Below are 14,513 nucleotides of genomic sequence, written 5' to 3' on the forward strand. Positions count from 1 at the left end.
GGAGACCCCGTCAAGGGGTCGATCATGCTGGAGGAAACTGGCTTGGCGTATGAGCCCCATCTGATTGATATTTCAAAGAACGAGTCGAAGGACCCAGCGTTCGTGTCACTGAACCCAAACGGCCGCATACCGGCGATCATCGATCCGGCGGGCCCTGACGGTAGGCCCATTGCGGTATGGGAATCCGGTGCGATCCTTCTCTATCTCGCCGACAAGACGGGCCAGCTCATTCCGAATGCGCGCGCCAACCGTTACAAGACCCTGGCCTGGGTGTTCTTCCAGATGTCGGCCATCGGGCCGATGTTCGGTCAGCTCGGTTTCTTCCTGCGATATGGCGGCAAAGACTTTGAGGACAAGCGGCCTCGGCAGTGCTTTGTCGACGAATCCAAGCGTCTCCTGGGGGTCTTGGATCGCCAGCTGGAAGGCCGCAACTGGATGGTCGGTGATTATTCGATCGCGGACATCGCGACCCTCGGCTGGGTAAATGCGCTGGTTGAATCGTACGCAGCTGGGGATATCCTTAGTCTCAGCAATTATTCGAATATCCAAGCATGGCTTGGACGCGGGCTATCTAAACCAGCAGTTCAGCGTGGCCTGCACATCCCTGCGAGGTCGGCATGAGCGTCATCGCCGCCCACTATTACAACGAAGGCAAGCGAATCCGAGAGATCGCGATCAACGAGCGTGTCCAGCTGGATAAGAGTCGCTCGGGCTTCTGCTGGATCGCACTTCACGAGCCCACCGCCGACGAACTTCACACGCTCCAAGCTACTTATCACCTGCATCCGTTGGCAATCGATAACGCGATTCACCCGCTTTGCCCGCCCAAGCTCGAAGCCTACAACGATGAGCTATACGTCGTCGCTCAGACCGCTGAGCTGATCGGTGACCAGATTTGCTATGGAAAAACGGCGATCTTCACCGGCCACAATCATCTCATCAGCGTGCGTCATGGCAACGCTGGAGCCCTTGGCAACCTTCGGGTGCAGCTCGAGGCTTCACCGGCACTTTTAGGAAAGGGTGTCGACTACGTGCTGCACGCGATCTTGCACCGTATTGTTGACCAGTATTTGCCCATCTTCGAAATGATCGAGGATGACGTTCTAGCAATGGAGAGACGGTCGTTAGACGACTTTCTCGGACGAGAAGAAGTCGCCCGCATATTTTTACTGAGATCTGAACTCACGCGTTTCCAACGCACGCTCGGAGCTATGGCTGAACTTGTCAGGAAGCTCGTTCGGGGGCATTTTCCCTGCATCAGTGCCGAAGTGAGGCCGTTCTTCAACGATGTCGCCGATCACGTCGATCGTGTGCAGTCCATGGTCGACGGCCTCCTTCAGGGCCTGACCACGGTCTTTGAGTTCAGCAGCCTTCTGGAGGCGCAAAGGATTGGTGTGATCACCCGCCAGCTCGCGGCTTGGGCGGCAATACTGGCAGTCCCGGGGACGATCGCTGCAATATACGGCATGAACTTCAAGAACATGCTGGGACTGAATACGGCCTATGGATACTTCGTCGTGCTCGGGCTTATGGCGGTGTCTAGCGTTTTCCTGTTCGCTCGTTTCAAAAAGGCCAAGTGGCTATGAATACCGCATGTCGCGTTTTTCTTCATCATCTCCTTGTTGGTAACGCGCCTAGTGCGGGAGTTTGTTCGACTCGACCCGAGGCGAAGGGGCATCCATGACATCCCACGTGAACGATGTTCTAGAAGCCGTCCAATCCTTCATCGCCAAAGGCTATGACCGCGAATACCGCGTCCAGAACGGCAATCTCGTTGATCTCGAACTAGGATCTATCCTCGATTCGCGCACCATTCGCGTCGACGCGGCGTTGCGTCTTGAAAGCGGAGATGATGTCGGAGATTCCTCCAACATCTACGCGATCACCGATCCAGCGACCAACCATAAAGGCTTGCTGATCGATGCGTTCGACGTGTTCGACGAAATGTGTGACCGCGAACTTTCTGAACGGCTTGTAGAGCATCGGGAAGCAGCGCCGGCAGGTGACCAGGATGCGCCGAGTAAGCACGGACTGCGCAAAGTCTACAAGAACGAGTTTGAGCGGGAGCCCGAGCGTTTCGTTCTGCGAGAGGGCTTTCCAGACTTCCCAGCATGCCCTTTCGGTGGAACCTTCAGCATCCTCGGCTTCGATACGGCCGAGCAGTCATATGTCTGGCTCGTCACTAGCATCATCCGAGATTCTCGGCTGATTAGGGTCCCCTATCAGGGAGATGACTTCATCAGCTATGAATAGCGGGGTCGGCGAGCGTAGAGGCAACCCTCCGAGGCGGTCACAGACCAGCCTACTGGACATTTGTACTATCGAAACAAAAGAGGTGATGATGAACTGGAATAAAGAGGACATCCGTGAAACTATGCTTTCACTGCAGACGTCAGCTTTGCATAGCGCTCGCGACAACTATCTGAATTATCTCTCGACCGCCCGGCTTGATGCGACCGAACCGATCGAGAACGACGAGCAGGCTCAGGCCGAAGTTGCAGCTGACTTCGCTGAAGCGCTCGATGACACACTCCATGACTACGCCGATAAACTCGATAAGCTCAAGATGATTGATTTCGGCCCTAAGTCGACAGTTGACGAAGGCGCTGTCGTAAAACTGTCTGGCCGCTATTATGTGATCGCAGTGTCAACGAGCAAGTTCACCTGCCATGGGCGTGAGCTCATGGGCATTTCGACGATGGCGCCGATCTTCGACGCGATAGGAGGTGCCCAAGCAGGGGACACCGTGCAATTTAACGGTCGGGGCCTCACTGTAGAAGAAGTTGCATAGGGTGACTCCACCTCAGGGCGCCGCGCTCGTACCGAGCATCCTTCAACTCTGCCTCCTGCATGCGCATCAGCGCATCAATAGATCCCTTGATCATCGGAGCGCTCTGGTAACGGGTGACCTTGATTGGGCGCTTTGGGTGGCTAGTCCATCCCCACTAAAAAGAGGTATTCCATGTCTGAACGTGATGTTGTTTTTCCCGCCGGGCGCCAGTCGCTGTATGAAAAGAACCGGTACTCGCCAGCGATCCGGTCCAACGGTTTTCTCTTCGTCTCGGGGCAAGTGGGCAGCCGCTCCGATGGTTCGCCGGAGCCCGAGTTGCAAGCCCAAGTCCGGCTTGCGTTTGACAACCTGAACGCCATCCTCTCAGTCGCCGGCTGTACGTTCAAGGACGTGGTCGATGTGACCGTTTTCATCGTCGATCCCGAGTCGAAGTTCGAAACCATCTGGGAAGTGGTTGGAGAGTACTGGGGCGATGCTCCGCACCCCACACTCACAGCTATTGGCGTTACCTGGCTGTATGGGTTCCAGTTCGAGATCAAGGTGATTGCCAAGCTGCCCGATGCCAGTGCTGCCGTGTGAACTGTCCGGCGTTGCCGATCAGGCCTGTGGTGATAGTAGGCAACACGTGGCGGCCAGCACCGCCGAGTGTGTCGTGGCCGCCGGGCACATCGTCAGCCTGCCCAAGCCGGGCGGTAAGTAAACATGTACGCAGCCATTATCGTAAAGGTAGATGCAAAGACTCGATCGACGACCTCCCTGAACGACCTGTTGCGCGCCTGGTTGAAGCGGATTCGCGGCGGCGGGCAGATTTGACGAGTAACAACTGAGGGGTCCCGATGGCCGGAGCGATGGAGCGAATCTACGCCGAATGGCCGAAAGCAAAGCGTTCGACCCGTATCTCTCGGTGTCCTCGTCAGCGTTGATCCGTATAGACGGTGGTGCCTGAAGGTATTGCGTGTCAAATACCACGGCAAGAAAATTGGCCCAAGTGGGCGCAGTGTTTTCTAAGGACAGCGGCTGTATCAGCTAGTGCAACAGAGTGGTGTTGTTCGCGAGAGTACCGAAGTCAAATTTCTGGACCCAGCGCTCAAGCCTTCTTTTCACCTTCGACTGAGACTCGACAAGCTCAGCCTCAAAGATCAATTTTCAGAGACGCAATATGAAACCTGATGTCCTCCTATACACAACGAGCTGGTGCCCGTTTTGCCGACGGGCGAAGACGCTCCTCAAGGAAAAAGGGGTGAAATGGAAAGAGCTCGATATCGAGGCAGACCGCGATCACCGCCAGGCCATGACGCAAGCGTCGGGTCGAAACACCGTGCCGCAGATATTCATCAACGGCACGCATGTCGGTGGTTTCGACGACCTTTTCGAGCTCGATGCTAAAGGCATGCTCGACAAACTGCTAGATCGTAGTCCGCCTGCGAATTGAGTAATTCAGTCCTATCGACAGCCAGCCCGCCACGTGTCGATTGATGAATATGGGAGGAGGTTTCGTTGGTATCAGCATTCTGGAAAAACACCGCCATCGCTACAAGCGATGAGACAGTTGACGTCAATGGAAGCCACCACTTTCCACCCTCTGCGGTTGACCAAAGTCTGTTTGAGGTGTGTGAACACTCGTCTATCTGCCCGCTCAAGGGATTGCGCGGTTTTTTCATGTCAACGATGCCAGCGGGCAGAGCGAAATCCTCGTTCAGGATGCCAGCTTTTCTGCCCACCTCGGGTCTAGTCGGCTGCTGGATTCTGTCCAGTGCTCTTTGCGCGGTCCGGGGCCAACTACCTCGAATACCAGCGCGTCTACGGGATCAATTTTTGGGAAGTGAGATGGAGCATGCCGAGTTCGATGCAGCTTTCGAGAAGTAGTTGATTTTCTATGAATCACCATTCGTGGTGGTATCCGGTGTTGGCTCCGGTGTAAGCCATGATGAGAAAGTCCTAGCGATGAAAAAAACCAGTGCTGCACCGTTCCGACACTCTTTGATTTCACCGAAATGTGCGGGGATAACCACCTCGGATGCTCTGAAGAGCATGAGGACGAACAGCTATCCGATCAATTCAGATATTAGGATCGGTGAAGGCACGAGTCATTGCACTGACGTCCAAGTGGACCAAGTTTCGGCGCGGTTCATTCCCCTCATTCGTGGTGTCCAACTGGGCAGGCCCACGTCGAAAATTACGCCTTTGAGTGGGAGCTGAAGATGGCGAAGCTTGGCTTTGGAGGCGGATGCCATTGGTGCACAGAAGGGGTGTTCCAAGCGTTGCGCGGAGTCGCCCAGGTTGACCAGGGTTTTGTCCAAGCGGGCGCGCCCGCAGATACTTGGGCAGAGGGGGTGATCGTTACCTTTGACCCCTCGGTTATTGGCTTGGCAACGCTTTCCGAGGTGCATCTAAGAACACATTCTGCTACCAGGGCCCGCTCCCCCCGTGGCAAGTACCGAAGTGCGATCTACATCTTTGAAGATAGCCAGCGGCATGAGGCTGAGCTGGTGATAGCTCGCTTCGCCATCGAGTCTGGCAAGGCGGTGCATACCCTCGTTGTCCCATTTAGAAGTTTCAGGGCGTCGGAGGAGCGTTACCAGAACTACTATCGAAACGATCCGAACAGGCCCTTCTGCCGTCGCTATATCGATCCCAAACTGGATTTCATCCGACAGCACTTCTCAGAGGTCGCGCTCCCTGACGCGCGAACCTAGCCACGAGGACTCGTCTCGAAAGTAGTCGCCGCTTCGATCAGGTCAGTACAACGCGCCAGTCAACTTGTCGAGTAGTCCTGCTCGTGCTTGGCGTCGAGGTAGCGCAGCTATCAGGTATTGGTGCGGGCAGTCCGACTCGGACCGATACGATTGCAACGGTGAATTTTGGTTCCGTTGTGTCTTACTGCGGCGAAAGACGCAATGCGTAGAGCGCACAGGTTGGGGGGTGGTGCAGGCGCACCTGATTCCGGTGATCCCGTTCTGCCTTACGTGCGTTATTTATTGGCAGATAGCCACGCCGCTCCGGGCAGCAGAAAGCACGAACACAGCAGGCTTTTTTCAAGTGACGCAACTCGCGTCCGCGCAGCGATCAGCCGTTGGCGGCAACTTCACACTTCTTCACGAAGCTGGACTTGGAGGCGGCGACGAGCGGATGACCGTTTTGTCCATTGCCTTGGCGTTGCAGTTCGTGCCGGCAGCATTGGCCGGTGCAGCAATCTTGTCTTGCGCGTGGGTGTCGAAGGAGCGACAGACGCCGAGCGCCTTTTGGGGAAAGGGACTCTTTCATTGCGTATTTGTCCTTTAGGGGTTGAAGGTGACAGCCGCCCCGGGCCGGAACCAGTCATATTTAGCGACCTAAGTCGGATGCTCGGTGACTCGGTGCGCCGGTCTCAGGTTTGCCCCGTTAAAATTCGCGGATGCTATTGGTTAAACAGGAGCTGCTCGCAGCGCTCGCGAACACGCTCGAATCATTCTCGCCCGGCGCTGGCGCCAAAGGCGTGTTCGAGTCTCCCAAGGTGGCGGCGCACGGCGATTTCGCAAGCACTGCTGCAATGCAACTCGCCAAATCGCTCGGCCGCAAGCCGCGCGAACTCGCCGAAGAACTGAGCGCGGCCTTGCTGGCGAAGCCTGCGTTCGAGCAGTGGGTGCAGGCGGTCGAGATTGCCGGCCCCGGATTCCTCAACATCCGTTTGAAGGCAGCCGCCAAGCAGCAGGTGGTGCGCGAAGTGCTAGTCGCTGGTGAGGCGTACGGTCGCCAGCCGGCCACCGGCGAAAAGGTGCTGGTCGAGTTCGTCTCGGCCAACCCGACCGGCCCACTGCATGTGGGCCACGGCCGCCAGGCGGCGTTGGGTGATGCCATCTGCAACCTGCGCGCCTCGCAGGGCGATGCGGTGTACCGCGAGTTCTATTACAACGACGCCGGCGTTCAGATTCAGACGCTGGCCAGAAGTGTGCAAATGCGTTCCAGGGGCCTGAAGCCGGGCGACGCCGATTGGCCGAGCGGCGAAAAGGCTGCGGCTTACAACGGCGACTATATCGCCGACATTGCCGAGGACTTCAAGGCAAAGAAGACCGTGAAATCGGAAGACCGCGCGGTCACCGCTAGCGGCGACGTCGACGACATTGACTCCATACGTCAATTCGCCGTGGCCTACCTGCGTCGGGAGCAAGATCTCGATCTGCAGGCGTTTCGAGTGCGCTTCGACAACTACTACCTTGAGTCCAGCCTGTACTCTAGCGGACGAGTCGAATCGATCGTGTTCAAGCTTGTGGCCGCCGGCAAAACGTACGAGCAGGACGGCGCGCTGTGGCTTCGGTCGAGCGACTACGGCGACGACAAGGACCGCGTCATGAAGAAGGGCGATGGCACGTACACCTATTTCGTGCCCGACGTGGCTTACCACGTTTCCAAGTGGGAGCGGGGCTTCCACACGGTCGTCAACATCCAGGGGACTGACCACCACGGAACCATCGCACGCGTACGCGCCGGCCTGCAGGGTGTGGACAAAAGCATTCCAGCCAGTTACCCCGACTATGTGCTGCACACGATGGTACGCGTCATGAAGGGTGGGGAGGAGGTCAAGATAAGCAAGCGCGCTGGTAGCTACGTCACGCTGCGGGATCTGATCGAATGGACCAGCACCGACGCGGTCCGCTTCTTTCTGCTGAGCCGCAAACCCGACACCGAATACACATTCGACGTCGACCTCGCAGTGACGAAGAACAATGACAACCCGGTGTACTACGTGCAGTACGCGCATGCGCGCATCTGCTCGGTGTTGGCGAGCTGGGGCGGCGACGTGGCATCCTTGCACGACGTTGAACTTTTGGCACTCGAAAGCCCGGCTGCGCAGGAACTCATGCTGCTGCTCGCCAAGTACCCCGACATGCTGACCGCAGCGGCGAAGGATTTCGCGCCGCACGATGTCACTTTCTACCTGCGCGAACTGGCCGCCAGCTATCACAGCTACTATGACGCCGAGCGCATTCTGGTTGTTGACGAGAGTGTCAAGAAAGCCCGTTTGGCGCTAGTCGCCGCTACAGCGCGAGTGCTGCACAATGGCCTCGCGATTCTCGGCGTCAATGCGCCGAGCAAGATGTGAGCGTCACCATGAACGCACCCAGCGCTCCGCGCCCTGAAGCGGCCTGCTCAGTGACGAGGTGTGCTGTTGCAGCTTTGTCCCCAAGTGTTGATTTCCACGTAAACCTAACCCACCGGGGGGTGCGGACAAAAACTTGGACTACCTGAAAGTAGTTCATGTATTCCTACGAAGCTCGAATCCGAGCCGCTGAGCTCTACATCAAGCTGGGCAAGCGTGTCAGGCCCACCATCCGGCAACTGGGCTACCCAACGAAGAGTTCTTTGAAGGGTTGGTACAACGAGTACCAGCGCAAGCTCGACCTGCCGATGGGCTATGCAGGCCGTGAACCAAAGTTCTCTCAGGCGCAGAAAGCTGCGGCCGTCGAGCACTACCTCACCCACGATCAATGCATCGCAGTCACGATGAGGGCTCTGGGCTACCCCGGTCGTGGAACGCTGACCAAATGGGTGCGTGAGGCCTTCCCTGAGGTAAGGAGGGCTGTCGTTGGCCGTGTGGGCCAACGAAGGTATCCCGAGAGCTTGAAGGAAGCGGGGGGCGTGGAGCTTTGCACTCGCACTAAACTTCTGGGTCTCATAGATCCCAGGTCAGCTGGCGTCGGCGGCGGGGATCTTTCTTCTCGGCGGAAGACCGACGAGCTATCTCACATTCGGAAGAATCTGAACGATTGCAACGGGTCTTACGAAATTACTGCGGGGCGACCCTGTATCAGTCGGGCGACCCCTGTGGAGGCGTCTAAAAGTCTGGTGTTTGAAAGTATTAATCGATATGTAGACACTGTACTTCTCTGGTCTGGTAACACACCAGTGCCTCGCAAAAGGAGGCGACGCCCATGTTGGCTGTTAACCTGAAACCTACCGTCGGTCCGGCTAAAGCACCTGCTGCTGGGAGACCCCTTTGGAGTCGTGACTGCGAGGACATGGTGCTGCCTCGACCGGCAGCAACCGGCCATTATGTTGAGCTCAACATAATGGCCGGTTGCAGTCAATCAAGCTTTGAGAATAATTGACAGCTGTTCCTAGAACCGTCCTTTCAAACTTGGGTCTTGTTCACGAAGCATGATTCGATTTCACGATGCCAATGGCTGAAAGACGGGCATATCTCTGCAGCGTCCCGCCTACGGCGGAAGTTCGCAGGGTTTTTCCGCATTGCCTTAAGGCGCGAATGCAGTGGCGCGCGTTTTTTGCCTTGAGTTGAGAGGGGAACTGGGAGTGGGCCGGGTGGCGAGACTCGTGAGCGCGTTTACGTCGCCTGTCTTGTATGGGCTATTACCACCCTCAGCAATAGGCGGTCCTCCGTCCTATGTCCTTCTCTCTGTAACACGTCCACGTCGTCGCAGTCACAGGGGAACGGGCCCAGCAATGCCACTCGTTTGGCCAGAAATCGGGCTGCAGTGCGTCAACAATCATTGCCAATTGCAGGCAACGTTGCCAGTTGCTCAACCATGTTCAACACATTTTGAATTGGTTCTGGACGGTGAAGGTGATAACCCTGAGCGTAATCAACGCCCATTTCTGTGATTTTCTCCAGGACCGCTGCACTATCCACGAATTCCGCCACTGTTTTCATGTTGACTAATTTCGCTACTTCGACAAAGCAGCGGACCGTCGCGTTATCGAGCGGGTCAACGATGACGTCACGAATGAACTGCCCATCAATTTTCAGCTTGTCGGCCTTGAGTGATTTCAGGTACCCAAACGACGCCGCGCCAGCGCCGAAGTCATCTAGCGCGATTCCGATATTCAGGCCATGAGCGAGTTCAATGAATCTTGACGCATCAGCCATATTGGTAATGGCTGCCGTTTCGGTAATCTCGAAGAACACCTTTCCGCAGATTGCGGGCCCAGCCTCCTCGAGGATCGCCAAGGCCTTGCGGTGAAATGCTCTGTCACCAACCGACTGACCTGAGAGATTGATAGAGAGGCAGGCTAAGCGGTCCAGATGCGGCTGCATTTTGAGGGCATCGATGGACCGGCGCAGCACCCACTGGTCAATACGAGAGGAAAGCGTGAACCGTTCAGCAGCAGGAAGGAATGCACTTGGGGGAATCAAGCTGCCGTCCGTATCAAGCATCCTCACCAAAACCTCCGCTGACAGTTTGGACTTGTCGCCAGTGAGCGGAAAAATGCGCTGTGCGAAGAGCACAAAACGGTTTTCGTCCAACGCCTGCTCCAGGCGCGTCGCCCATTTCATGTCACCACTTCGGGCCTGCAACGCCGCGTCGGTATCGACCCAAGCGTGCACTCGGTTGCGGCCGGCTTCTTTCGCCGCATAGCACGACGTGTCGGCAGCCTGCATGATGGCACTGGTGGAAGTCCATCGCGCATCGACCGGCACGAGTCCAATACTCGTTCCGATCCGGAAGCGTTTCCCATCGTGAACGAATCGAAATTCATCCATCCGATCGCAGATTTGCTGTGCGACGCGTTGCGCCTGTTCAGTGGTGCACCGCTCTAATAGGACAGCAAACTCATCGCCGCCGAGCCGGCCAAGGGTGTCTCTGCCTCGGATAACGTCTTCAAGCAGACGGGAAACATTTTGCAAAAGCAGGTCGCCTGCTGCATGCCCGCATGCATCATTCACGAGTTTGAATTGATCCAGGTCGATGTACATGAGCGCATGGACGCTGCCGTTCTGCCGCGATTTTGCCAAAAGCCTGTCCAACTGTGTCTCAAACTCAAGGCGGTTGACCAAGCCCGTCAATGCATCGTGCCTAGCGCGATAACTCATCTCCCCGGTAATCCGGCGCTGCTCTGTCACGTCATGAAAGACAAGAACCGCACCGAGCATCTCGCCTTGGTCATTTCGGATGGGGGATGCCGAATCCTGAACGCCAAATTCTTCACCGTTGCGTGAGATGAGCAACGTGTTTGCCGCAAGGCCCATCACCTTGTCGTGTTTGATGCAGGCAAGAATGGGATTTTCCGCAGGTGTCTTGGTCGTGTTATCGACGATGTGGAAAACTTGGTCTAGCGGCCTTCCCATGGCCTCTGACGCCAACCATCCAGTCATTCGTTCGGCCACCGGGTTCAACCAAGTGATATTTCCTTCCGTGTCGGTCGTGATGACTGCGTCGCCGATGGACTGAAGCGTCACTCTCAACAGTTCATGTTGCTCCGCGAGCTCTACCGACAAGCGATGCCGCTCGGTGACGTCTTGCATGGCTCCCACAAGTCGGACAGGGGAATCAGCGACGAAATCCACACTCCCGACGGTCCGAATCCATCGTAGTTGACCATCCGTTCGCGTGATTTGTATTTCGAGATCAAAACCAGCACCTCCTGCCATGGCCAGTTCAACAGCCTTTTGCACTCGCGGTCGCGACTCCACTGTGTAGAAGCCAAGAGCTTCGTCAAGGCTTGGACTGTGCCCCATCGGACATCCATGGATGCGACACACCTCTTCGGACCAAAGAATCTTTCCCGAGCTCAGGTCTACTTCCCACCCGCCCACGCCCGCTAGCTCTCCTGTTCGTGTCAGTACGAAAGCTGCTCGCGCATTGAGACGTGAAGTCTCAGTTTGCTTTTGCAGGGCCGCACGCCCCTCCAGAGCCTGAGTTGCCGCTTTGGACAGCAATAGAAGCGATTCGCGCTGGCGAGTTGTCAATTTCCTTGGCTTCCTGTCGAACACGCATAGAGTGCCGATCCTTCGCCCGCCACGCAGAGTCAGCGGCGCTCCAGCGTAAAACTTGATGTCCGGTTCGCCTGTCACCAATGGGTTGTCTTGAAAGCGTGCATCGCTCGACGCATCATTCACCTCGAACAATCCATCTTCTAAAACGGCATATGCGCAAAATGAGAGGTTGCGCGGTGTTTCTGACACGCTTGGCAGACCAACATTCGCCTTGAACCATTGTCGGTCCGCATCGATCAGGGTGATGAGCGAAATCGGGGCATCACAAATTATCGACGCCGCGCGGACCAGTGCATCGAATTCGATTTCCGGTTCTGTGTCGAGAATATCCAATGCCAGCAACGCACTTAAAGTGGCCGCTTCCTCAACGCGATCAGGTGGAGCTTGCATGAGAAGGTCTTTCTGCCGGTCGTACGGACATCGTCAGATATCATAGTTGTAAACGGACATCCCTGAGGCGGGGAAATGCTCAGCATTGGCGCTGTGCTGAGCATTTGCAATTACGAGGGGAACGACCGTTTCTGTTTAGGGTTGTGGGATACCTGCCCGGAACGGCCCCCGAACTCAAAAACGCACATCCCTACAGGCAAGGACGGCAAGCGCCTGAGCTAACAGCTGTCGTGGACACGCCCGATTTCGGCAAGGTGCGGATCACCTATCGACTAAAGAGCAGCCCACGAAAGAAGGCGGGACTCTGGTTCTGGACCGCCTGCCACGCTGCGGTGGTGTCCCCATCTGAACCCGCTGCGTAGACTTCGTACCCGTGTAGTTGCAGTTATGAAGACAGCGTCCAGCGCCAAATTTGGTTGCGCGAAAATGTCTTGGTTGGAAGGTCTCGCGGTTTGCCAGACCATGCATCACGCGAACTCCCGTCGCTACCCACCTTATTTCATACCTCAGCATCAATGAACAACGACAAAGTAGCAGTAATCACCGGCGCAGGGTCTGGCGTAGGAAAAGCGGTCGCACTCGCTTTGGCGGGCGCTGGCTACCGTCTTGTACTTGCTGGCCGCCGCGGTGCACTTTTGGATGAAGTGCATGCACAAGCGAACTCTACGTTCGGCGCCGGGAAACGGATCCTTTGCGTTGCCACTGACGTCGCAGATGCCTTTGCGGTTGAAAGCCTCTTTGCAAAAGCAGTTGCGCGCTTTGGACGAGTGGACCTGCTTTTCAATAACGCGGGGCGTGGCAACCCACCGGGCTCCTTCCTGGAGTGGACGCCGCAGCAGTGGCGCGATGTTGTGGACGTGAATCTGAATGGCATGTTCTATTGCCTGCAGCAGGCCTTCCGTGTCATGCGCGACCAGAGTCCCCAAGGTGGGCGCATCATCAACAACGGCTCGATTTCTGCGCACGCGCCCAGACCCAACTCAGCCGCTTACACCGCCACCAAGCACGGAGTGATGGGATTGACCAAAACGGCAGCGCTGGACGGTCGTGCCTACAACATTGCGGTTGGCCAGATCGACATCGGCAACGCGATGACAGACTTGGCTGCGCGCATGGCGAAAGGTGTCCCGCAAGCACACGGCGAAATTGCGGTGGAGCCCTTGATGGACGTCGAAGTTGTAGCGCAGTCGGTTCTCTACATGGCGAATCTGCCGCTGGAGGCGAACGTCCTATTCCATACAGTCATGGCGACCAAGATGCCGTTCGTGGGGCGAGGGTAGAAGTCTCTGTCGGGAGTCTTGCGGCTGACGCGTCGAATCGGCAGCAAATGGTCGTCCAGCTTGTCGAGCGTTGCACGAAATAGACCGCGCCCGCGCGATTTGATCACTCTGCTTCTCGATGCTTTTCCACACGCGCAGGGGGCAGTCGCGTTATTGATCGACATCCTGATCTGTCGGCGTCTTCGCCGGTGAGTCCAGGTGCCAATGATGGTGCCACTGAGCCAAGGACATGCTCGGGTACTTGGCGAAGCGGGGATCAGTTGAGCTACCCTCGGCGTCGACCCATGGTGCTTTTGAGTCGAGCATGATGTGCACGTTTTCTGGAGCTGGTGGTAGTGGCGAGTCGATAGCGCCTGCGTGAGGGTGCACTGCTGCACGTGAAGAACACTGCGTTCGTCATCGCTGCAGACGAGGCCATGATTCGAGGCGCTGTCCGTGCGCACTTTGCAGGCATGGACATCGAAAGCGGCCTGGTGACGAGCTACTTCGACAAGCTCATACAGATTCCGCTGAAGGTTCCTCGGCTGGGCGTCAACGAGGTAAAGGTCTACCTCGCGCTGATGATGGCCGACCTCGCCGTAAGGCAGCAGCAACTGACCCCGAAGTTTCAACCCCAAGGGCAAACGGCACTGCTCGCTCTGTTGAAAACGGCCTGGGGCAAGGGCATTACGCGAGAGGATCTGACCAAGGCGTACGGGGATGGAGCGAAGAGCATCGCCACTGCGCTCGACATATCTGGCAGCTTGCAGAAAGGCTCGCACCAGCTATTACGACCGGGACAACCAGGCGTACAAGCTTCTGCGTAGCGTGCAGGGCAAGGATTTCGGCGAGGGAACTCCTGAGTTGGATCGACTTGAACAGGCCATTGACCTGATTCACGAAAAGCATGGTTTGCACTGTGGTCCTGCCCTTACCGGCACGACCGCTTCTACGGCCATTGCATATCAACCGCAAATAGAAGAAGGTGCTGGGTAGACCGTTGATTTCATTGACTTTCCTGTTCGCTTTGTAAACGGGTATGGTGGCCTCCCACTTTTGAGGTTCACGATGCAGGGTTGGCACACAACGTTTTTGGGGATGCGTGGGCTCCCCCGCGATATCAGCGACTTCGAGATGAAGGCATTTTTCACCTTCGATGGTGCCGGGCGCGACGCAATCAATGCACGCCGAGGTGATTCCCACAAGCTTGGTCTGGCGCTCCATATTGGTTTCCTGCGCATGAGTGGGCGTTTGCTCGGTGCCTTTCGGGTAATTCCAGTAGCCTTGTGGCGCCACCTTGGCAACGAGCTTGGCATTGCAGCACCAGAAGTCGCCTCGCTGAGAGCCATGTATGAACGCGGGC

The 14,513-nt window shown here is 56.6% G+C and carries 13 protein-coding genes and 1 pseudogene; 13 read left to right on the forward strand and 1 reads right to left on the reverse strand.

Annotation, left to right across the window (positions count from 1 at the left end; all coding sequences use genetic code 11):
- The 10 genes and pseudogenes from AvAM_RS22590 to AvAM_RS22635 all read left to right on the forward strand — a co-directional run.
- Positions 1–621, forward strand: a 621-nt coding sequence (locus AvAM_RS22590; protein ID WP_137749167.1) for a glutathione S-transferase N-terminal domain-containing protein, incomplete at its 5' end; no start/stop codon positions are given.
- Positions 618–1,586 carry a magnesium and cobalt transport protein CorA gene (locus tag AvAM_RS22595; protein WP_137749168.1) on the forward strand — a complete coding sequence of 323 codons (969 nt, stop codon included), beginning with the start codon at positions 618–620 and terminating at the stop codon, positions 1,584–1,586. The genes AvAM_RS22590 and AvAM_RS22595, both read left to right, overlap by 4 nt.
- Before the next feature lie 94 nt (positions 1,587–1,680).
- A complete protein-coding gene (locus AvAM_RS22600; RefSeq protein WP_137749169.1) occupies positions 1,681–2,253 on the forward strand; it encodes a hypothetical protein in 573 nt (190 codons plus the stop codon).
- 88 nt (positions 2,254–2,341) lie between these two features.
- Positions 2,342–2,791 (forward strand): hypothetical protein, encoded by a 450-nt coding sequence (locus AvAM_RS22605; protein ID WP_171012377.1) that lies wholly within the window; start codon positions 2,342–2,344, stop codon positions 2,789–2,791.
- Between the two features lie 171 nt (positions 2,792–2,962).
- Positions 2,963–3,370 carry a RidA family protein gene (locus tag AvAM_RS22610; RefSeq protein ID WP_137749171.1) on the forward strand — a complete coding sequence of 136 codons (408 nt, stop codon included), beginning with the start codon at positions 2,963–2,965 and terminating at the stop codon, positions 3,368–3,370.
- Between the two features lie 580 nt (positions 3,371–3,950).
- A complete protein-coding gene (grxC, locus tag AvAM_RS22615; protein WP_137749172.1) occupies positions 3,951–4,223 on the forward strand; it encodes a glutaredoxin 3 in 273 nt (90 codons plus the stop codon).
- Between the two features lie 65 nt (positions 4,224–4,288).
- The gene (locus AvAM_RS26075) at positions 4,289–4,657 is read left to right on the forward strand and encodes a DUF427 domain-containing protein (RefSeq protein WP_137749173.1); all 369 of its coding nucleotides are present in this window, start codon (positions 4,289–4,291) and stop codon (positions 4,655–4,657) included.
- 335 nt (positions 4,658–4,992) lie between these two features.
- Positions 4,993–5,487, forward strand: a complete 495-nt coding sequence (locus AvAM_RS22625) for a peptide-methionine (S)-S-oxide reductase (protein WP_092701349.1) — start codon at positions 4,993–4,995, stop codon at positions 5,485–5,487.
- Between the two features lie 698 nt (positions 5,488–6,185).
- The gene (argS, locus tag AvAM_RS22630; protein WP_092701352.1) at positions 6,186–7,871 is read left to right on the forward strand and encodes an arginine--tRNA ligase; all 1,686 of its coding nucleotides are present in this window, start codon (positions 6,186–6,188) and stop codon (positions 7,869–7,871) included.
- A gap of 155 nt (positions 7,872–8,026) precedes the next feature.
- Positions 8,027–8,425, forward strand: a pseudogene (locus tag AvAM_RS22635) (IS3 family transposase); the annotation flags it as partial.
- 841 nt (positions 8,426–9,266) lie between these two features.
- On the opposite strand, the gene AvAM_RS22640 reads toward AvAM_RS22635, so the two are convergent.
- A complete protein-coding gene (locus AvAM_RS22640) occupies positions 9,267–11,891 on the reverse strand; it encodes an EAL domain-containing protein (RefSeq protein WP_137749174.1) in 2,625 nt (874 codons plus the stop codon).
- A 515-nt stretch (positions 11,892–12,406) separates the two neighbouring features.
- Here AvAM_RS22640 and AvAM_RS22645 point away from each other — a divergent pair.
- The 3 genes from AvAM_RS22645 to AvAM_RS22660 form a co-directional block, all read left to right on the forward strand.
- Positions 12,407–13,171: an SDR family oxidoreductase gene (locus tag AvAM_RS22645; RefSeq protein ID WP_137749175.1), complete on the forward strand. Its 765-nt coding sequence runs from the start codon at positions 12,407–12,409 to the stop codon at positions 13,169–13,171.
- 377 nt (positions 13,172–13,548) lie between these two features.
- On the forward strand, positions 13,549–13,977 hold the full coding sequence (locus tag AvAM_RS22655; protein WP_249368329.1) for a P-loop NTPase fold protein: 429 nt from the start codon (positions 13,549–13,551) through the stop codon (positions 13,975–13,977).
- Between the two features lie 241 nt (positions 13,978–14,218).
- On the forward strand, positions 14,219–14,513 hold a 295-nt coding region (locus AvAM_RS22660), incomplete at its 3' end, for a DUF4158 domain-containing protein (protein ID WP_137749176.1).

Origin of the sequence: Acidovorax sp. NB1, assembly GCF_005405905.1 — a bacterium.
Lineage (GTDB): Bacteria > Pseudomonadota > Gammaproteobacteria > Burkholderiales > Burkholderiaceae_C > Acidovorax.